The sequence below is a fragment of the Pseudomonas sp. S2_C11 genome (assembly GCF_054668395.1).
The window spans coordinates 3,606,048-3,625,729 of record NZ_CP162765.1 but is presented as its reverse complement, the minus strand read 5'-3'; the positions used below and the strand labels follow the sequence as shown (position 1 = coordinate 3,625,729).

Below are 19,682 nucleotides of genomic sequence, written 5' to 3'. Positions count from 1 at the left end.
CCGCCGCTGGCATCAGGAGGATTATTGGCTGTCGAAGCCTTGTGGTGCGTGGGTTTCGATGCTGACTTCGCTGGTGGTCATCAATTTGTGAATCGGGCAGCGATCGGCCACACGCAGCAGTTCCTCGCGCTGGGCGTCAGTCAGCACGCCTTTGAGCGTCAGGGTGACATGCAGGGCGTATTTGCCTTTCTGTTCCTGGCTGTTGTCGCGCTTCACTTCGACTCCCACGCCGGTCAGCGGGATGTCTTTTTTCTTCGCGTACATCTTCAGGGTCAGCGCTTTACAGGCGCCAAGGGCGGCGTCGAAATAGTCGTGTGGCTCTGGCGCGGTGCCTTCACCCCCGGCGGCTTTCGGTACATCGGCAAACAATTCGTGGTCGTCGATCTGGACGGTGTGACGAAAACCTTCGGCAGAGACGGTATTGACGGTAACAGTCATGGAAACCTCACAGGCGGCAGGAAAAATAGTTCGATCAAAACAGACCTTGCAGTTATAGAGCATTCGCGGCAGTGGGCGTTCCGCTTTTCGGCAGGGATGAACCCTTGTCGTTCGGGCGCGGTCTAGGCTATGCCCATCTGCCGGAGATTACTTGTGTCCTTGTCTCGTCTGAGTCTTGCCTGTCTGCTGCTGTTCGCTGGCAGCGCCAGTGCCCGCGAATACACCTACAGCGATGCGCACCTGCATTACGTGGATTTTTTCCAGGAAAGCGCCGGCATGCAGAAATTGCTCACGGCCATGAAGGACAATTCCATCGAGCACGTCATGATTTCCGGCATTCCCGTGGCGAAGAAATGGCACGAAGACGAACCCAAGCGTCCGCGCTACTACGCCGGCGATGACGCCGATGCCTATTGGTACAGCGCCACTGACGTGATCGTTGCCGACGCGGTGGAAAAACTTGCGCCGGAGCAGCGCCAGTACTTTCATCCGTTCCTGTCCGGCTTCAATCCCAATGACAAGAATTCCGCCGCGCACATCCAGCGCATGCTCGACCTGTATCCGGGGTTGTGGCAGGGCATCGGCGAGGTGTTCACCCGACACGATGACCTGACCGCGCTGACCTCCGGCGACACGCCTCGAGCGAACAACGAGGCAATGACCAAGATCTATCACCTCGCTGCGGAAAACGATCTGCCGGTGATGCTGCACTCCAACATCACTTCCAAGCGTGAGAAAAATCCGCTGTACCTGAAGGAAGTTGAAGAGCCGCTGCGCAATCATCCGCACACGCGATTCATCTGGGCGCATGCCGGCACCAGCGCCGAGATCCATCGGCATCAGACCCAGTTGCCGTTTCTCCTGCCAACCCTGACGCGCATGCTTGAGGCCTATCCGAATCTGTTTATCGACCTGTCGTGGAGCATGCTCACGCCTTACTTGCTGGACGAGCAGGGTAAGCCCCGCGCCGAATGGCTGGCGCTGGTGGAAAAGTACCCCGAGCGCTTCATGCTCGGCTCTGACGTGGTAGGACGGTTCAACAAGCTCGGTCAGGAAATGCACAGCTACAAGCCGTTTCTCGATGCTTTGCCGGAAGCGGTGGCGCGCAAAGTCGCGCGGGATAACTTCCTGGCGATATTGCCGCGCAACACAGAAAAACCCGCTGCTCCGCGCTGAAACGTCACAGCCAAGGGTTCGGACTAGCCGCTCGTCCGCCTATCGCCTTTTCGTCTTACGCAATTTCAGGGCAATGCCGATACCTTCTAAAGCAACCCGCTGCAGGCTGATGCAGCGCTTTTGGAAGGAGCCAGAGTGATGAATATCCGTAGTCTCAATATTGCCCCGCGCGCCGGTCTCGGTTTCGGCCTGCTGGCCTTGATGGTGTTTGCCCTCGGGGCGTTCGCTTTGCTGCAAATGTCGAACATGCGTGCGCAGTCCGATGAAGTCGACAACAACTGGCTGCCAAGCGTGATGGCGGTCGGTGAAATGAGTCAGGACATGCTGCGTCTGCGCGCGCTGACCATGCGCCTGTTGCTCAACCGCGACCCCAAGGCGCTGGAGCAGAATGTCGCCAAGCTCGACGAGCTGCGCAGTGGCTTGAGCGAAGCGCAGCAGCGTTATGACGGTCTGATCGTGCTGCCTGAAGAGCGCGTGTTGTTCGAACGCTTCAAGGGCGCCGAGCACAAATACCTTGAGCTTCAGGCACAAGTCCTACAGCTGTCAGCGCAGAATAGGGTCGCTGAGGCTTCGACGATTCTCAATGATCAGATGAGCCCGCTGGCCGATGAAATCGCCGCTACTCTGCGTGAGCTGGTCGAGTTGAATAAACAGAATGCCGGTCTCGCCACTGAGGCAGCGCGCTTGGTCTTCAAACAATCGCGACTGTGGGTCGGAGTAATGATCGCCATGGCTGCGCTGATTACTGTCGGCCTGGCGTTGCTGCTGACGCGCAGCATTGTCGTGCCATTGTCGCAATCGCTCAGCGTGGCCGAGGTGGTGGCCGGTGGGGATTTGACCGGTGACATTCACATCACTGGCAAAGACGAGCCGGCGCGTCTGCTGCAAGCGTTGAAAAGCATGCAGCACAATCTGCGCGACACGATCCGGCGCATCTCCGAGTCGTCAACGCAGTTGGCCTCGGCAGCCGAAGAACTTAGCAGTGTCACCGAAGACGCCACTCGCGGCCTGCATCAGCAGAGCCAGGAAATCGAACAGGCCGCCACTGCGGTCAACCAGATGACAGCAGCGGTGGAAGAGGTGGCGAACAACGCCGTGGCCACGTCCGAAGCTTCCCGCGAGTCCGACCGCATCGCCCGGCAAGGGCGCGAGCAAGTGCAGCAGACGGTGACGTCGATCGAGTTTCTCGCTGGCGATGTCACCAATAATGCCGCGCAGGTCGAGGCGCTGGCGCAAAAGGTTCATGGCATCAGCAAAGTGCTGGACGTGATTCGCTCGATCGCCGAACAGACCAATCTGCTCGCCCTCAACGCTGCGATCGAAGCCGCGCGCGCCGGCGATGCCGGGCGTGGCTTTGCAGTAGTGGCAGATGAAGTGCGGGCGCTGGCTCATCGCACCCAGCAGTCGACCCAGGAAATCGAGCAAATGATCGGCGGGATCCAGCAGGGCACCGATTCAGCGGTCAGCTCGATGCAGCAAAGCAATTCTCGGGCGCGCTCGACTCTGGAATTGGCCAAGAGCGCAGGCTCGGCCCTGGAGGAAATTGCCTCGGCGTTTACCTTGATCAACGAGCGCAATCTGGTCATCGCCAGTGCCTCGGAAGAGCAGGCAGCGGTGGCGCGGGAGGTGGATCGCAATCTGATGAATATTCGTGATCTGGCAATGCAGACATCGGCTGGGGCCAATCAGACCAGTGCGGCGAGTCAGGAGTTGTCGAAGTTGGCGGTGGATCTGAACGGGATGGTGGCGCGGTTTTCGGTGTGAGTTTGACCTTCAAAAGCCCCTCACCCTAACCCTCTCCCGGAGGGAGAGGGGACTAATCGTGCGATGCTTTGGAATCCATATTCGACTCGGTTTCTCAGGTCGATGGTTAGCGGCAGACACCTCGGTCGGCTCCCTCTCCCTCGGGAGAGGGCTGGGGTGAGGGGTAGGGCCGCCGCGCAGTATCATCGAACAGATAAACAAAAGCCCCGCATTCGCGGGGCTCTCTGTTCTTGCGACGGATCAGCTGCCTTTGACAGTCTTACCGTTGACCGTACCGTCCTGGAGCATGATGTTGTACTCCTTGCCGTCAGTCTCGACCTGTTGCAGGCGCACCAGCAGGTAATCCCAATCCTTGGCGAACCACAGCACGGTGATGCGTTTGCTTTGTGTCGGATCGCGCACGCGCTCGACCTTGATCGCATCGATCTGGCCGGCCTTGGTGTCGACCTTTTCCGAACCCAGCACGCGGAAGTCGTAGGTATCGACTTCGCCATCATCAACCACCTGATAGCTCATGCTTTTCTTGCCGGCGGCAACGTCGTGCTGCAGCGCCAGTTGATAGGTCGACTTGTCGACCATGCCGCGGTTCAGCGGGATCTTCACCGCGTCGCCACGGTCGGTGCCGGTCACCAGTTTATTGGCCCAGTCGAAGTCCAGATCAGCTTTTTTCGCTTTGCCCAGACCACCACGTTCAAAGTGGTAGGACTGCGGCAGCAGCGTGTCCTTGTCCAGCTTCAGGGTGCTTTCTTCAGTCAGGCTGGCGATCATCATCGAGGCCTTGAAGCTGAGCTTCCAGACGCCGTCGGCTTCCTTGGTCAGGCTGCGTTCGGCGGTGCCGCTCATGGGCAGCTGCTTCCAGTCGGCGGTGTAGCTGGCGGAGAACGGTTGAAGGTCCGCTGCCTGCGCGAAGGGCAGGGCGAGCAGAGCGCAAGCGAAGAGCAGGGCGCGACGCATAATATCTCCTAGTGTCGAATCAAGTGGCCGCTGGCGGCGAGTGGCTGACCGTCGAGTAAAGCACCCTGGTCACCGAGTGTCAGCCTGCCTTCGGCAAACCAGCGTACTGCCATCGGATAGATCAGGTGTTCCTGGGCGTGGACCCGTTGCGCCAGACTTTGCGGCGTGTCGTGCAACTCTACCGGTAATACTGCTTGTACGACCAGTGGTCCGCCATCGAGTTCCTCGGTGACGAAGTGCACGGAGCAGCCATGTTCCGTATCGCCGGCCTCCAGCGCGCGCTGATGAGTGTGTAACCCTTTGTATTTGGGCAGCAGCGACGGGTGGATGTTGAGCAGGCGACCCTGGTAATGACGCACGAAATCAGCGCTGAGAATGCGCATGAAGCCGGCCAGCACCACGAGTTCGGGGTTGAATTGGTCGATCAGTTCGATCAGCGCGGCATCGAAGGCCTCGCGGCCTTCGAATGCCTTGTGATCCAGCGAGCGGGTGGCGATACCCGCGTCGCGGGCGCGTTGCAGGCCGTAGGCGTCGGCGCGGTTGGAAATCACCGCAGCGATGCGGGCCGGGCTGTCGCCGGTCCGCGTGCTGTCGATCAGAGCCTGCAAGTTACTGCCGGTGCCGGACAACAGCACCACGACATCACAGGACTTTGGCATCAGTGAGCCTTGAGGTTCTTCAGCTCGACCTGCGCAGCGCCTTCGGCGGCCACGGCGATCTGACCGATGACCCAAGGCTGCTCGCCGGCGTCACGCAGGGTGTTCAGGGCCACTTCGACGTGCTCCTGAGCCACGCAGATGACCATGCCGACGCCGCAGTTGAGCACGCGGTGCATTTCGGTTTCATCAACGTTGCCTTTCTCTTGCAGCCAGTCGAATACGGCCGGGCGAGTCCAGCTGGCCACGTCAACCACTGCTTGCGCGCCTTTTGGCAACACGCGCGGGATGTTGTCGAGCAGGCCGCCACCAGTGATGTGGGCCATGGCCTTCACAGCGCCAGTGTCCTTGATCAGCTTGAGCAGTGGCTTGACGTAGATGCGGGTCGGGGCCATCAGCAGATCGGTCAGCGGTTTGCCGTCGAGCTGGGTGTTCTCGATGTCGGCACCGGAGACTTCGATGATCTTGCGGATCAGCGAGTAGCCGTTGGAGTGCGGGCCGGACGATGGCAGGGCGATCAGGGCGTCACCGGTGGCGACTTTCGAGCCGTCGATGATTTCCGCTTTTTCCACGACGCCGACGCAGAAGCCGGCCAGGTCGTAGTCCTCGCCTTCGTACATGCCTGGCATTTCAGCGGTTTCGCCGCCGACCAGCGAGCAACCCGACAGTTCGCAGCCAGCGCCGATGCCGGTGACAACCTGGGCAGCGGTGTCGACGTTCAGTTTGCCGGTGGCGTAGTAGTCGAGGAAGAACAGCGGCTCGGCGCCGCACACCACCAGATCGTTGACGCACATGGCGACCAGGTCGATGCCGATGCTGTCGTGCTTGTTCAGGTTTAGCGCCAGACGCAGCTTGGTGCCGACGCCGTCGGTGCCGGAGACCAGCACCGGCTGCTTGTAGCCGGCCGGGATTTCGCAGAGGGCGCCGAAACCGCCCAGGCCGCCCATGACTTCCGGGCGCGCAGTGCGCTTGGCGACGCTCTTGATGCGTTCGACCAATGCTTCACCGGCGTCGATGTCTACACCGGCGTCCTTGTAGCTCAGGGAGGGTTGCTTGCTCATGATCCAGGCCTTTAGGGGAGGGGATTCAGGGGGTAACGACCGAGTTTAGCGGGAACATCGAACTCGATGGGCGATCGCCTCACGCGAGTTTCGAGGGGCCCGGCTGTTGCCGGTCTGCGAAGGCGCGCGATTTTATCAGGCTTGAGGGGCAGCGGCCATCCTCGCACCGACGGGCAGGGCCATATCGGCGGAAATTTTTTGCAATCGCAGGGTATGACTGCCTGTATAAGGTGTGGCGATTAACCGTCTATCGTTAGGACTGTGCAAAAACTTACCGCCACCGTGTGAATGTTTTGCAAGAGGTGGGGGTCACAGCCTTGCTCAACCGGTTCACGCGGCGTGTTCCAGCCGCTCCTGTCGACGGGAATTTTCCATGCGTTTTTGTAAATTGTTATTTGTAGGCTGCCTGACGCTGGTCAGCCTGGCGAGCCATGCCGAAAACCTCAAAGGTCTGTATCAGGTGCGTCAGCCGGTCAACGGCCAGGCGCCGGAAGAGCGCGATCGCGCCACGCAGGCAGCGCTCGATACCCTGGTGCTGCGCCTGACCGGCGACCCGAAAGCCGCGCAGAACCCGGGGCTGGCGCCGATCCGCAAGGACCCGCAGCAGATCATCAGCCAGTTCGGTTTCGATGCCGGGCCACCGGAAGTGCTGAAAGTCGATTTCGATCCGGCAACCACCGAGCAGGCCTTGCGCCGGGCCGGGTTGCCGGTGTGGGGCACCAGTCGGCCGTCGATCCTCGGCTGGTGGCTGAACGATTCAACTGAAGGTGCGAGCCTGGTCGGTGACGGTCAAACCGCAGCCTCAGCATTGCGCACGGCCGCACAACATCGCGGTTTGCCACTGCGCTTGCCGCTGGCTGATCTCAGCGAGCAATTGGTTGCCACCGCACCCGCGCTGGAAAGCGCTGACCCCGCGCCCTTGCGCAGTGCTTCGGAGCGCTACAACGCCGACGCCTTGCTGGCGGTGCACGCGCGCGAAGAGGCCGGGCAGTGGCAGGCAAAATGGCGCTTGTGGCTCGGTGATCAGAAAGAGGCCGGCAGCGTGCAGGGCGCCGATCAGGTTGCGGTTGCCGATGCGGTGATGCTGGCGGTGGCCGAGCGTCTGGCGCCGCGATTTGTCGCCAAACCCGGCGCATCGGGTCAGCAGACCCTGGAAGTGCAGGGCATGAATCTGGAGCATTATGCGGCGCTGCTGCGGTTACTCGAACCCTTCGGCGTGCGTCTGCAAAGCGTGCAGGGCGATCGGATCGTCTATCGGGTCAATGGCAGCGCCGATCAGTTGCGCGCGCAATTGTCGCTGGCGAAGTTGCAGGAGCTGCCGGCCGAAGCGCCGGCCCCGGTGGCGTCTGCCCAGCCAGCGGCGGATGGTACGCCTGCGGTTGCAGCGCCAGCCCCGGCAGCGGCGGCACCGTCGTTGCGGTTTCGCTGGTAAGTCTTTCCTTATATAGAAGCATCAGGAGTGGTAAATGGCCGATACGCGGCGTTGGTTCTGGCTCGGTGGGGTAGTCCTGCTTTGCGCGTTTGTATGGTTGCTGCATCCGATCCTCACGCCGTTTCTGGTCGCATTGTTGCTGGCTTATCTGTTCGATCCGCTGGTGGATCGTCTGGAACGGCTCGGGCTGTCGCGAACTTGGGGCGTGATTGCCGTGTTTGCCTTGTTCACGCTGATCGTCACCGCGTTGCTGCTGGTGCTGGTGCCGATGCTCGCCAAGCAGTTGCTGCGTCTGTACGAGCTGGCGCCGCAGATGCTCGACTGGTTGCAGCACACCGCTGTGCCGTGGGCGCAAGCGAAACTGGGGCTGTCGGACGGCTTCTGGAAGTTCGATAAAGTCAAAGCTGCGATCAGCGAGCACATGGGCCAGACCACCGACATCGTCGGCGTGGTGCTGAGTCAGGCGACGGCCTCGAGCCTGGCGCTGATCGGCTGGTTGGCGAATCTGGTGCTGATTCCGGTGGTGAGCTTCTATCTGCTGCGCGACTGGGACGTGATGATGGGCAAGATCCGCAGCCTGTTGCCCCGTGATCGCGAAGAGCGCGTGGTTGCGCTGGCGGGGGAGTGCCACGAAGTGCTCGGCGCGTTTGTGCGCGGGCAGTTGCTGGTGATGGTTGCGCTGGGCGTAATCTACGCCGCCGGCCTGATGATCGTCGGTCTGGAGCTGGGGCTGTTGATCGGCTTGATTGCCGGGCTCGCGGCGATTGTGCCGTACATGGGTTTTGTCATCGGCATCGGTGCGGCATTGATCGCCGGATTGTTCCAGTTCGGGGGCGATCTGTACCCGATGGTCGGGATCGTTGCAGTGTTCATGGTCGGTCAGGCACTGGAAGGCATGGTGCTGACGCCGCTGCTGGTCGGGGACCGCATCGGCTTGCACCCGGTGGCGGTGATCTTCGCGATCCTCGCTGGCGGCGAGCTGTTCGGTTTCACCGGCGTGCTGCTGGCGTTGCCGGTGGCGGCGGTGATCATGGTGCTGGTGCGTCATGTCCACGACTTGTATAAGGATTCCGGGATCTACAGCGGCGTTGACGAACCTGAGTTGTGATGGCGCGGGCCGCCCGGCGCTTGGCCGGGCTGGTCCGTTTCGTTCGAGCGAGGGCGCCAGAGAATCTGTCATCAAACCGCTGCGTCAACGCAAACCTTTGATTTTGCTTGGGGTCTGTCGCATTGTGCGCTCAGCCTCACGGGTATAAACTTCGCCAACTTTACACAGAGGCCACTAACGGTTCCTTTGAGAACTGTTCAGTCAGCATGAAACCGATTCAGCTGCCCCTAGGTGTGCGTCTGCGTGACGACGCCACCTTCATCAACTACTACCCAGGCGCCAATGCCGCTGCACTCGGCTATGTCGAGCGTCTCTGCGAAGCCGACGCCGGGTGGACGGAGAGCCTGATCTACCTGTGGGGCAAGCACGGCGTCGGGCGCACGCATCTGTTGCAGGCCGCGTGCCTGCGCTTCGAGCAGATGGGCGAACCGGCGGTGTATCTGCCGCTGGCCGAGTTGATGGACCGCGGCGTGGAAATCCTCGACAACCTTGAGCAGTACGAACTGGTCTGTCTGGATGACTTGCAGGTGATTGCCGGCAAGGCCGACTGGGAAGAGGCGATGTTTCATCTGTTCAATCGTCTGCGTGACAGCGGCCGACGCCTGCTGATCGCCGCGTCCACTTCGCCGCGCGAATTGCCAGTGAAGCTGGCCGACCTGAAATCGCGCCTGACCCTGGCGCTGATCTTCCAGATGCGCCCGCTCTCCGATGAAGACAAATTGCGTGCGCTGCAATTGCGCGCATCCCGTCGCGGTCTGCACCTGACCGATGAAGTCGGGCACTTCATTCTCACTCGCGGCACGCGCAGCATGAGCGCGCTGTTCGATCTCCTCGAGCAGCTTGATCAGGCGTCCCTGCAAGCGCAACGCAAGCTGACCATTCCCTTCCTCAAGGAAACTCTTGGCTGGTAGTAGTGGGCTTTTGCCAGCTTTCAGGCGCCAGAAAACCTCCGTGCCTGCGGCGATTGAGCGGCCTGGCGGATTAAGCGCTTAGATGTAAACGCGAAACCGGGAAGTCACATAAAGTTCGATTGAATTTGCAAATGAGGACGATAGGGGGCATAGTCTCGGCTTCTTTACAACTATCAGCCACGGTCGTGCCCATGCTAAAGCGCTTCGCACCCCTCGTGCCTTTCGCACTCGTTACCCTGTTATTCGGTTGTGCTGCTCATTCTCCGGTTCAAGAGCCGCCGCAACAGGTCAAGAATTCTGCTACCGCCCAGTCTTCCGTTATTTACCAGGAAGAGCTGGACACCGAAAAAGAACTCAACCAGTTCAACGGCAGCAAGCCTTATCAGCTTCCTGTACTGGCTGACAGCATCCTCGAACGCGGCATGTCCCTGATCGGTACTCGTTACCGTTTCGGCGGTACCTCTGAAGCCGGTTTCGATTGCAGCGGTTTCATCGGTTACCTGTTCCGTGAAGAGGCGGGCATGAACCTGCCGCGCTCCACTCGCGAAATGATCAACGTTGATGCGCCGCTGGTTTCGCGCAGCAACCTTGAGCCGGGTGATCTGCTGTTCTTCGCCACCAATGGTCGTCGCGGTCGTGTCAGTCACGCCGGGATCTACCTGGGTGACAACCAGTTCATTCACTCCAGCAGTCGTCGCAGCGGCGGTGTTCGCATCGACAGCCTGGGTGACAGCTACTGGAGCAAGACTTTCATCGAAGCCAAGCGTGCACTCGCCATGGCGCCGACCGTGGTCACCGCTCGCAAGTAACCTGCATGTCGCTGCGTTCGCGGCGACAAAACGGCACGGCAACGGAGTAGACCTAAACTTTACAAGGTGAAGTTAAAGTCTTACTTGAAGTTTGCCGCGTAGCCGCTAGAATCCTGAATCTATATTGATGGCAAACCGCCTGCGTGATGACGCAGGCGGTTTTGTTTCTGTCCATTCGGCAGAGAAAGCCGCAGCCAGATCAGGATGTTCTGCTTATGACGATGTCGGCCCGCCTCACCTTGATCCTTTGCGCCGCGCTGCTCAGCGCCTGCGCCAGCCGTACACCGCCGCCAGCCCCCGTGGTTCGCGCGCCGATCGTGTTCGCTCCCTCCCAGGCTTTTTCCCCCGTTGCTGAAGACGTGCTGTTCCGCGCCCTCGGCCTGGTTGGCACGCCGTATCGCTGGGGCGGCAACACGCCAGATTCGGGCTTTGATTGCAGTGGTCTGATCGGGTTTGTCTACCGCGACGCGGCGGGAATTTCGCTGCCACGCTCGACCCGCGAAATGATCGTCATGCAGGCGCCGAATGTCGGCAAGGAAGGCTTGCAAACCGGCGACCTGATTTTCTTCGCCACCAATGGCGGCTCGCAGGTCAGTCATGCGGGGATTTACGTCGGCGAGGGTCGCTTCGTGCATGCACCGGCCACTGGCGGCACGGTCAAGCTCGACAGTCTGTCGAAAGCGTATTGGCAGAAGGCGTATCTGAGCGCCAAGCGGGTGTTGCAGCCGGGGCAGCTGGCGCATAACCCCTAGTGCGTATGCATAACTAAATGTGGGAGCGAGCCTGCTCGCGAAGGCGGAGTGTCAGTTGACAATGATTTAACTGATAAACCGCTTTCGCGAGCAGGCTCGCTCCCACATTTTTTGCTTCGCGCTTAACTTACTTGCTGGCAGAAACGCGCCACACCTTGTTGCCCACATCATCCGCCACCAGCAAGCCACCTTGCTGATCGATGACCACGCCAACTGGGCGGCCCAGCGCATTGTCGTCCTTGTCGAGGAAACCGGTCAGCACATCCACCGGCTGCCCGGTCGGTTTGCCGCCAGTGAACGGTACGAAAATCACCTTGTAGCCACTGTGCGGTTTGCGGTTCCACGAGCCGTGTTGGCCAATGAATGCGCCTTCCTTGAATTGCGCCGGCAAGCGGTTGCCCTCGGCGAAGGTCAGGCCCAGCGAAGCGGTGTGCGGACCGACCGCGTAATCCGGAGCGATGGCCTTGGCCACCAGATCAGGATTCTGCGGTTTGACCCGCACATCGACGTGCTGGCCGTAGTAGCTGAACGGCCAGCCATAGAAGCCGCCGTCCTTGACCGAGGTGATGTAGTCCGGCACCAGATCGCTGCCGATTTCGTCACGCTCGTTGACTGCTGTCCACAATGCGCCGCTGGTAGGTTCCCAGGCGAGGCCGTTGGGGTTGCGGATACCCGAGGCGAAGATCCGGTGATTGCCGGTCGCACGATCCACTTTCCAGATCGCCGCGCGGCCTTCTTCCTGATCCAGACCGTTTTCGCCGACGTTACTGTTCGAGCCGACGGTGACGTAGAGCTTGTTGCCGTCCTTGCTGGCGATGACGTTTTTGGTCCAGTGGTGATTCAGCGTGCCGCCGGGCAAGTCGACGACTTTGATCGGTTGGGTCTTGATCTCGGTGGCGCCCGGCTCGTAGTTGAAGCGCAGCAGGCGGTCGGTGTCGGCAACGTACAAATCGTTGCCGACCAGCGTCATGCCAAACGGCGAATTGAGGTTCTGCAGGAACACCGTGCGGGTTTCTGCGACGCCGTCGTGGTCGGCATCACGCAGCAGGGTGATGCGGTTCGGGCTGGGCACGCCGGCGCCGGCCTTGCCCATGACTTTCTTCATCACCCAGCCACGAATGCCTTTGCTGTCATCGGGCTTGGGCGGCGCATTGGTCTCCGCCACCAGCACATCGCCGTTGGGCAGCACGTAGAGCCAGCGCGGGTGATCAAGGCCTTCGGCAAACGCGGCGACCTGGGTGCCGGCCGCTGCGGTCGGTTTCGCGCCTTCCGGCCAGCCCACCGCCGGGGCGATGTTGACTGTCGGGATCAGCGTCTTGTTCGGTTCGGGCAGTTTCGGTGACGGGCCGGTGCCGTCGGAGACTTGCAGGCTGGAGGTTTCACCGCAGGCGGCGAGCCCGCCAGCGACGGCGATGATAAGAGCGAGTTGGGCCTTGCGCATTGCTGATCTTCCCTATGAATGCATTCCTAAACATAGAGGAGGGCGCAGGCCCGATGGTTCAACTGCTCAACCGCGGGCTTCCTTGAACAGCATGGCGATGCCCGGATGATAGTTGCCCGCGTCGCTGTGCAATTTGCGATAGGCGTAGGGGAAATACCAGGCCACGGCGCAGGTGTGTTCCTTTTGCAGGTCGTCTACCATGTCCTGCAATTCTTCGGGGCTGGCGCTGTGCTGAGGTTTTTGCGGAGCAACAAAGAGGCAGCCGAGCTTGAGATCGCTGGCGTAACTGATGCGCTTGGCATCGGCGGTGACGTCGAGCAGTGCCTGGGTCAGGTTGAGGTTGTTGACCCGTGGCCAGCGTTGCGTGGCCTGAATGAACGCGCGGTCTTCGGCGCCGGCAATCAGCAGGTCGGCGCGAGCATTGCGTTCGCCTTCTTCGTTCTGTTTGCGCGTGGCCGTGTCGTTCAGCGTGACCATTTCAGCCATCCACGCCGCTGCCGAGAGCAGGCCGAGATTGGCTTTCTCGTCGTGCCAATATGGCGTTTCGTTGTCGCCGCGTACGGTGTTGTAGCGATCGATACAGTCAAACCAGCGTTCCAGCACCGGGCGCAGAAATTCCAGGCGCGGGTTGCTGATGATCATGCCTTGCATCGTCGTCATCCTTATTGTTGTAGTGGGCTTTTCGGGAAAAGCATGGCTCTTTGATATCACTTGTCGCAGTCTGGCACAAGATTGCCGCTGCACAATGGATCAACGGCAGTTATTCGCGCGCAAAGCGCCTCTTCAATTGACGCTCCACCCCCAACCCTCTAACCTTCGCCGCTTGTTTCAGGTGCTCTGTGGCCCAGCGTCGACAGAGTGAAACAGGGAAGCCGGTGAGGGTGGTCTTCGAGCGAAGCCACGACGATCCCGGCGCTGCCCCCGCAACGGTAAATGAGTGAAAACTGCGCCTTGAGCCACTGCCTCGAAAGAAGCGGGAAGGCGCGCAGTCCGGCGAAACGCCGCTCATGAGCCCGGAGACCGGCCTGATCCATCTCAGCGGCATCACGGTGGGCGATGCCAGGCTTTTTGCCGTCTATTCTTTTGCCTGCCCGCCGTTATCCAGCCTCAACGGAGAGCTCCCCCATGACTGATTCCCCCGAGCGTGACGAACGCCATCTGGCGCGCATGCAGCGCAAGAAGGCCGTGATCGACGAACGCATTGCCAACTCGCCCGACGAATGTGGCCTGGTGCTGGTGCTGACCGGCAACGGCAAAGGCAAGAGCAGCTCGGCATTCGGCATGCTCGCCCGCGCGATGGGCCACGGCATGCAGTGCGGCGTGGTGCAGTTCATCAAGGGCCGCAACAGCACTGGCGAAGAATTGTTTTTCCGCCGCTTCCCCGAGCAGGTGCGTTTCCACGTCATGGGCGAAGGCTTCACCTGGGAAACCCAGGATCGTCAGCGCGACATCGCCGCTGCGACCGCCGCTTGGGAAGTCTCGCGCGAATTGTTGCGCGACCCTTCGATCGGTCTGGTGGTGCTCGATGAATTGAACATCGCCCTCAAGCACGGCTACCTCGATCTCGATCAGGTGCTCAGCGATCTGCAAGCGCGCCCGCCGATGCAGCACGTGGTTGTCACCGGGCGCGGCGCCAAGCCGGAAATGATCGAGATGGGCGACACGGTCACCGAGATGGGCATGCTCAAGCACGCCTTTCAGGCCGGGATCAAAGCGCAGAAAGGCGTCGAACTTTGAAGCAACCACGTCACTGCCCGGCGGTGTTGATCGCCGCGCCGGCCTCCGGTCAGGGCAAGACCACCGTCACCGCCGCACTCGCCCGTTTGCATCGCAACCAAGGGCGCAAGGTGCGCGTGTTCAAATGCGGTCCGGACTTTCTCGACCCGATGATCCTCGAGCGCGCGAGCGGTGCGCCGGTGTATCAACTGGACATGTGGATGGTCGGCGAGCAGGAAAGTCGCCGGCTGTTGTGGGAAGCCGCCGCCGAGGCTGACCTGATTCTGATCGAGGGCGTGATGGGCCTTTTCGACGGCACGCCATCCAGCGCTGATCTGGCGCGCCACTTCGGTGTGCCGGTGCTCGGCGTGATCGATGGCACCGCCATGGCGCAGACCTTTGGCGCCTTGGCGCTGGGCCTGGCCAAGTATCAGCCGGACTTGCCGTTCGCTGGCGTGCTGGCCAACCGCGTCGGCACCTTGCGCCATGCGCAATTACTCGAAGGCAGCCTCACCGAAGGTCTGCGCTGGTACGGTGCGCTGTCCCGCGAAACCGGTATCGAATTGCCGAGCCGCCACCTCGGCCTGGTTCAGGCCAGCGAATTGAATGATCTGGATCTGCGCCTCGACGCGGCCGCCGATGCGCTGGCCAGCAGTTGCGAGGTCGCGCTGCCACCGGCCGTTGAATTCGCCGGGCCTGACGTCATCGCCGCCGAGCCTCTATTAAAAGGTGTGCGCATCGCCGTTGCCCGCGATGAAGCCTTTGCCTTCACCTATGGCGCCAGTCTCGATCTGCTGCGGGCGATGGGCGCCGAATTGCGCTTCTTCTCGCCGATTCGCGACACCCGATTGCCCGAGGCGGACAGCCTGTATCTGCCGGGCGGCTATCCAGAGCTGCATCACGTCGCGCTGGCGCAAAACGCCTCAATGCTGGCGGCGATCCGCGCGCACCATGCGGCGGGCAAGCCGTTGCTCGCCGAGTGTGGCGGCATGCTTTATCTGCTTGATTCGCTGACCGACGTGGAAGGCACCCGTGCTGAGCTGGTCGGTTTGCTCAAGGGCGAGGCGGTGATGCAGAAGCGTCTGGCGGCGCTGGCGTTGCAGGCGGTTGAGCTGCCGGAAGGTTCCTTGCGTGGGCATACCTATCATCATTCCCTGACCACCACAGAGCTGACGCCGATTGCCCGGGGGGTGAGTCCTAATGGCGGGCGTGGGGCCGAGGCGGTTTATCGCGAGGGGCGGATGACGGCTTCTTATGTGCATTTTTATTTCCCGTCGAATCCGACTGCGATTGCCGCATTGTTTGCGCCAGATCGTGAGGCCGCCTTCGCGAGCAGGCTCGCTCCCACAATGGATGACCTGAACCCTGTGGGAGCGAGCCTGCTCGCGAAAGGGCCATGACCGACAACACCTTCTCCGAAGCCGAACGCGCGGCGGTCTACAAGGCCATCGCCGAGCGCCGCGACATGCGCCACTTCACCGGCGGCAGCGTCGAGCCGCAACTGCTGCGTCGTCTGCTCGAAGCCGCTCATCAAGCGCCGAGCGTCGGTCTGATGCAGCCCTGGCGCTTCATCCGCATCAGCGATCGTGCTCTGCGCGGGCAGATCCGCGATCTGGTGGAAGAAGAGCGCATCCGCACTGCCGAAGCCCTTGGCGAGCGCAGCGATGAGTTCATGCAGCTCAAGGTCGAAGGCATCAACGATTGCGCCGAAGTGCTGGTCGCAGCGCTGATGGACGATCGCGAAAAACACATCTTCGGTCGGCGCACGTTGCCGGAAATGGACATGGCCTCGCTGTCCTGCGCGATCCAGAATCTGTGGCTGGCCTCCCGCGCCGAAGGCCTGGGCATGGGCTGGGTTTCGTTGTTCGAACCGCAAGCCCTGGCGGATTTGCTCAAGTTGCCGGCCGGTGCCAAGCCGCTGGCGGTGTTGTGTCTCGGCCCGGTCAGGGAGTTCTATCCGGCGCCGATGTTGGTGCTCGAAGGCTGGGCGCAGGCGCGGCCGCTCAACGAGTTGCTGTACGAAAATTATTGGGGAGTGAATCAATGAGTGTGGCGTTGCTGAGTGTCGCCGCAGTAGCGCTGGATGCGCTGCTTGGTGAACCGAAACGCTGGCATCCGCTGGTGGCGTTCGGCAATTTTGCCGGGCGCATCGAGCAACGCTTCAACGCCGGCGGCCGTGGCTGGCGCAGCCATGGTGTGACCGCGTGGGTGCTCGCGGTGCTGCCGCTGACTCTGCTCGCCACCGCATTTTCCTGGGCGCCCTATGTGGGCTGGATTGTCGAGATTCTCGCGCTGTATTGCGCCCTCGGCATGCGCAGCCTCGGCGAACATGTCGCACCGGTCGCGGCTGCTTTGCGCGCCGATGATCTGGACGAGGCGCGCAAGCGTGTCGGTTATCTGGTCAGCCGCCAGACCGATGAACTCGACAGCACTGCCGTGGCCCGTGCCGCGACTGAGTCGGTGCTGGAGAACGGCAGCGATGCGGTGTTCGCTGCGCTGTTCTGGTTTGTCGTCGCCGGCGCCCCGGGCGTGGTTCTGTATCGCTTGAGCAATACCCTCGATGCGATGTGGGGTTATCGCAACGAACGCTTCGAACGTTTCGGCTGGGCGGCGGCGAAAATCGACGACGTGTTGAACTACATTCCTGCGCGTCTGGTGGCATTGACCTACGCGCTGCTCGGCAAAACCCGCCTCGCGCTGAAGTGCTGGCGCACCCAGGCGCCGCAGTGGGACAGCCCTAACGCCGGCCCGGTGATGGCGGCCGGTGCCGGTGCGCTCGGCGTCGAGTTGGGTGGACCGGCGATCTATCACGGCGAACTGCATGAGCGCCCACAACTGGGCGAAGGTGCGCCGGCGGATGCCGATTCCATTGACCGTGGCTGGCAATTGGTCCAGCGCGGCGTATGGTTGTGGCTGCTGATGCTTTGCCTGGGGGCGGAATTTTATGCTTGAGCACGGTGGCCGGCTGCGCAAGGCTGCACTCGATTACGGGATTGCCGAGGCCGACTGGCTTGACCTGTCCAGCGGCCTCGCGCCATGGCCGTTCCCGATCCCGGAGATCCCGCTACGCGCCTGGGCGCGCTTGCCGGAAACCGATGACGGACTGGAACAGGCCGCCTGCGATTATTACGGCGCCGCGCAGGTGCTACCGGTCGCCGGCTCGCAAATGGCTATCCAGTTGCTGCCGCGTCTGCGCCGGGCCGGCAAGGTCGGCGTGTTGTCGCCGTGCTATGCCGAGCATGCCGAAGCCTGGCGGCGCAGCGGTTACATCGTCCGTGAAGTGCTCGAGCAGGAAGTCGAGTTCTTTCTCGACAGTCTCGATGTGCTGGTGGTAGTCAATCCGAACAATCCGACCGGCCTCAGCCTGACCCCGGCACGCCTGCTCGACTGGCATGCGCGGCTGGCGCAACGCGGCGGCTGGCTGGTGGTCGACGAAGCATTCATGGACAACACACCGCAACTGAGCCTGGCGCCCTATGCGCATCAGGTCGGGCTGGTGGTGTTGCGTTCGTTCGGCAAGTTTTTCGGTCTGGCCGGGGTGCGCCTCGGTTTCGTTCTGGCTGAGCGCAAGTTGCTCAAACTGCTCGCCGAACAGGTCGGGCCGTGGGCGGTGAGCGGGCCGACGCGGGTACTCGGTACGGCGTGCCTGCAAGACACCGAGGGTCACACCCGTCAGCGGATTCGTAGCGATGAAGCGAGCGAACGGCTGGCGGCGCTGCTGACCCGTTGCGGTTTTGCACCGCAGGGTGGCTGCGCGCTGTTTCAGTGGCTGATCACCGAGCACGCCGAAGCGCTGCACGAATTCCTCGCCCGGCGCGGCATCCTCCTGCGCCTGTTCAGCCACAACAGCAGCGTGCGTTTCGGCCTGCCAGCCGATGCCGCGCAAGAGCTGCGTCTCGAACAGGCTTTGCAAGCATTCGCCAAGGACCACCCATGACCACTCTGATGGTGCAAGGCACCACGTCCGATGCCGGCAAAAGCACATTGGTGACCGCGTTGTGCCGCTGGGCCACTCGCCAGGGCGTGGCGGTGGTGCCGTTCAAACCGCAGAACATGGCGCTCAACAGCGCAGTCACCGCTGACGGCGGCGAGATCGGCCGCGCGCAGGCAGTGCAGGCGCAAGCGGCCGGTCTTGAACCGCACACAGACATGAACCCGGTGCTGCTCAAGCCCAACAGCGACACCGGCGCGCAAGTGATCATTCATGGCCGCGCGGTGACGACGATGAACGCCGTCGCCTATCACGATTACAAGGCCATCGCGATGCAAGCGGTGCTCGCCTCGCACGAGCGACTCAGCGCTGCGTACTCGTTGGTAATGGTCGAAGGCGCCGGTTCGCCGGCGGAGATCAATCTGCGCGCCGGCGACATTGCCAACATGGGCTTTGCCGAGGCGGTGGATTGCCCGGTTTTGCTGATCGCCGACATCAATCGCGGCGGCGTGTTTGCGCATTTGGTCGGCACGCTGGAATTGCTCTCGCCGAGCGAACAGGCGAGGGTCAAAGGCTTCATCATCAACCGCTTTCGCGGCGATATCGCCTTGTTGCAACCGGGCCTCGACTGGCTGGAGCAGCGCACCGGCAAACCGGTGGTCGGCGTGTTGCCCTACGTGATGGACCTGCACCTTGAGGCCGAGGACGGCATCGACCAACGCCAGGCCGACAAGGCCGAGCAGGTATTGAAAGTGGTGGTGCCGGTGCTGCCGCGCATCAGCAATCACACCGACTTCGACCCGCTGCGTCTGCATCCGCAGGTGGATCTGCAATTTGTCGGCCCGGGCCAGGCAATTCCCGCCGCCGATCTGATCATTCTGCCGGGCTCGAAAAGCGTGCGCAGTGATCTGGCTTATCTACGCGCCAACGGCTGGGACGCGGCGATCAATCGGCATCTGCGCTACGGCGGCAAGGTGCTGGGGATTTGCGGCGGTCTGCAGATGCTCGGTGAGCAAGTACACGATCCGCTTGGGCTGGAAGGCGCTGCCGGCTCCAGCGCCGGTCTGGGGCTGCTGGCGTTCGAAACGCAACTCGAAGCCGAGAAGCAATTGCGCAACGTGCGCGGGCGGCTGGCGTTGGAAAGCGCCGCAGTCAGCGGTTACGAAATTCATGCTGGCGTAACCAGCGGACCGGCACTGGAAAACCCGGCGGTACATTTGGACGACGGTCGTTGCGATGGTGCGCAAAGTGCCGATGGTCAGGTGTTCGGCACCTATCTGCATGGCTTGTTCGAATCCCCCGAGGCGAGCGCGGCGTTGCTGCGCTGGGCCGGGTTGAGTGATGTGCAGGAAGTCGATTACCACGGCTTGCGCGAACGCGACATCGAGCGGCTGGCGGATCTGGTGGAGAAGCATCTGGATACCGGGCTGTTGCGGCAGCTCTGCGGGATTTGAGTTGTCTGGACTGGCCTCTTCGCGAGCAGGCTCGCTCCCACAGGGAACTGCGATCAACCGTGGGAGCGAGCCTGCTCGC

At 61.7% G+C, this 19,682-nt stretch carries 19 protein-coding genes and 1 riboswitch; of the genes, 13 read left to right on the top strand and 6 right to left on the bottom strand.

Annotated elements, in window-relative coordinates; genetic code table 11:
- Positions 1-21 precede the first annotated feature (21 nt).
- A complete protein-coding gene (locus AB4N48_RS16360; RefSeq protein ID WP_095180751.1) occupies positions 22-438 on the bottom strand; it encodes an OsmC family protein in 417 nt (138 codons plus the stop codon).
- Between the two features lie 129 nt (positions 439-567).
- Between AB4N48_RS16360 and AB4N48_RS16355 the strand changes: the two genes are divergently transcribed.
- Positions 568-1,614 (top strand): amidohydrolase family protein, encoded by a 1,047-nt coding sequence (locus AB4N48_RS16355; protein WP_460093960.1) that lies wholly within the window; start codon positions 568-570, stop codon positions 1,612-1,614.
- Positions 1,615-1,752: 138 nt separating this feature from the next.
- The gene (locus tag AB4N48_RS16350; RefSeq protein ID WP_406228573.1) at positions 1,753-3,378 is read left to right on the top strand and encodes a methyl-accepting chemotaxis protein; all 1,626 of its coding nucleotides are present in this window, start codon (positions 1,753-1,755) and stop codon (positions 3,376-3,378) included.
- A gap of 240 nt (positions 3,379-3,618) precedes the next feature.
- On the opposite strand, the gene AB4N48_RS16345 is transcribed toward AB4N48_RS16350, so the two are convergent.
- Genes AB4N48_RS16345 through purM form a run of 3 tightly spaced genes read right to left on the bottom strand, consistent with a single transcriptional unit; the run spans position 3,619 to position 6,049 of the window.
- Entirely contained in the window at positions 3,619-4,332 is a 714-nt protein-coding gene (locus AB4N48_RS16345) for a DUF3108 domain-containing protein (RefSeq protein WP_056783915.1), read from the bottom strand.
- 8 nt (positions 4,333-4,340) lie between these two features.
- Complete coding sequence (gene purN, locus AB4N48_RS16340) at positions 4,341-4,991, bottom strand: phosphoribosylglycinamide formyltransferase (protein WP_256811542.1); 651 nt, start codon at positions 4,989-4,991, stop codon at positions 4,341-4,343.
- Positions 4,991-6,049 carry a phosphoribosylformylglycinamidine cyclo-ligase gene (gene purM / locus AB4N48_RS16335; RefSeq protein ID WP_016773695.1) on the bottom strand — a complete coding sequence of 353 codons (1,059 nt, stop codon included), beginning with the start codon at positions 6,047-6,049 and terminating at the stop codon, positions 4,991-4,993. The genes purN and purM overlap by 1 nt, the downstream gene beginning before the upstream one ends.
- A gap of 373 nt (positions 6,050-6,422) precedes the next feature.
- Between purM and AB4N48_RS16330 the strand changes: the two genes are divergently transcribed.
- The 5 genes from AB4N48_RS16330 to AB4N48_RS16310 all read left to right on the top strand — a co-directional run bounded on the left by AB4N48_RS16330 (position 6,423) and on the right by AB4N48_RS16310 (position 11,061).
- Complete coding sequence (locus AB4N48_RS16330; RefSeq protein WP_460093959.1) at positions 6,423-7,481, top strand: DUF2066 domain-containing protein; 1,059 nt, start codon at positions 6,423-6,425, stop codon at positions 7,479-7,481.
- 34 nt (positions 7,482-7,515) lie between these two features.
- A complete protein-coding gene (locus AB4N48_RS16325; RefSeq protein ID WP_016773697.1) occupies positions 7,516-8,589 on the top strand; it encodes an AI-2E family transporter in 1,074 nt (357 codons plus the stop codon).
- 206 nt (positions 8,590-8,795) lie between these two features.
- A complete protein-coding gene (hda, locus tag AB4N48_RS16320; RefSeq protein ID WP_007919828.1) occupies positions 8,796-9,500 on the top strand; it encodes a DnaA regulatory inactivator Hda in 705 nt (234 codons plus the stop codon).
- A 191-nt stretch (positions 9,501-9,691) separates the two neighbouring features.
- Positions 9,692-10,309: a C40 family peptidase gene (locus AB4N48_RS16315; protein WP_236169126.1), complete on the top strand. Its 618-nt coding sequence runs from the start codon at positions 9,692-9,694 to the stop codon at positions 10,307-10,309.
- A gap of 215 nt (positions 10,310-10,524) precedes the next feature.
- The gene (locus AB4N48_RS16310; protein ID WP_041479547.1) at positions 10,525-11,061 is read left to right on the top strand and encodes a C40 family peptidase; all 537 of its coding nucleotides are present in this window, start codon (positions 10,525-10,527) and stop codon (positions 11,059-11,061) included.
- 127 nt (positions 11,062-11,188) lie between these two features.
- Here AB4N48_RS16310 and AB4N48_RS16305 read toward each other — a convergent pair whose 3' ends face one another.
- Positions 11,189-12,502: a PQQ-dependent sugar dehydrogenase gene (locus AB4N48_RS16305; protein ID WP_460093958.1), complete on the bottom strand. Its 1,314-nt coding sequence runs from the start codon at positions 12,500-12,502 to the stop codon at positions 11,189-11,191.
- Between the two features lie 66 nt (positions 12,503-12,568).
- Positions 12,569-13,153: a hypothetical protein gene (locus tag AB4N48_RS16300; protein WP_457263926.1), complete on the bottom strand. Its 585-nt coding sequence runs from the start codon at positions 13,151-13,153 to the stop codon at positions 12,569-12,571.
- Positions 13,154-13,315: 162 nt separating this feature from the next.
- A riboswitch (cobalamin riboswitch) is annotated at positions 13,316-13,545 on the top strand.
- A gap of 82 nt (positions 13,546-13,627) precedes the next feature.
- Here AB4N48_RS16300 and cobO point away from each other — a divergent pair.
- Genes cobO through AB4N48_RS16270 form a run of 6 tightly spaced genes read left to right on the top strand, consistent with a single transcriptional unit; the run spans position 13,628 to position 19,603 of the window.
- Complete coding sequence (gene cobO, locus AB4N48_RS16295; protein ID WP_016773703.1) at positions 13,628-14,239, top strand: cob(I)yrinic acid a,c-diamide adenosyltransferase; 612 nt, start codon at positions 13,628-13,630, stop codon at positions 14,237-14,239.
- Positions 14,236-15,618: a cobyrinate a,c-diamide synthase gene (locus AB4N48_RS16290; protein WP_460093957.1), complete on the top strand. Its 1,383-nt coding sequence runs from the start codon at positions 14,236-14,238 to the stop codon at positions 15,616-15,618. The genes cobO and AB4N48_RS16290 overlap by 4 nt, the downstream gene beginning before the upstream one ends.
- The gene (gene bluB, locus AB4N48_RS16285) at positions 15,615-16,265 is read left to right on the top strand and encodes a 5,6-dimethylbenzimidazole synthase (protein ID WP_460093956.1); all 651 of its coding nucleotides are present in this window, start codon (positions 15,615-15,617) and stop codon (positions 16,263-16,265) included. The genes AB4N48_RS16290 and bluB overlap by 4 nt, the downstream gene beginning before the upstream one ends.
- Entirely contained in the window at positions 16,262-17,170 is a 909-nt protein-coding gene (gene cbiB / locus AB4N48_RS16280) for an adenosylcobinamide-phosphate synthase CbiB (protein WP_041479543.1), read from the top strand. Before bluB ends, cbiB begins: the two co-directional genes overlap by 4 nt.
- Entirely contained in the window at positions 17,163-18,155 is a 993-nt protein-coding gene (gene cobD, locus AB4N48_RS16275; RefSeq protein ID WP_150636724.1) for a threonine-phosphate decarboxylase CobD, read from the top strand. Before cbiB ends, cobD begins: the two co-directional genes overlap by 8 nt.
- Positions 18,152-19,603 carry a cobyric acid synthase gene (locus AB4N48_RS16270; RefSeq protein WP_460093955.1) on the top strand — a complete coding sequence of 484 codons (1,452 nt, stop codon included), beginning with the start codon at positions 18,152-18,154 and terminating at the stop codon, positions 19,601-19,603. Before cobD ends, AB4N48_RS16270 begins: the two co-directional genes overlap by 4 nt.
- Positions 19,604-19,682: the final 79 nt, after the last annotated feature.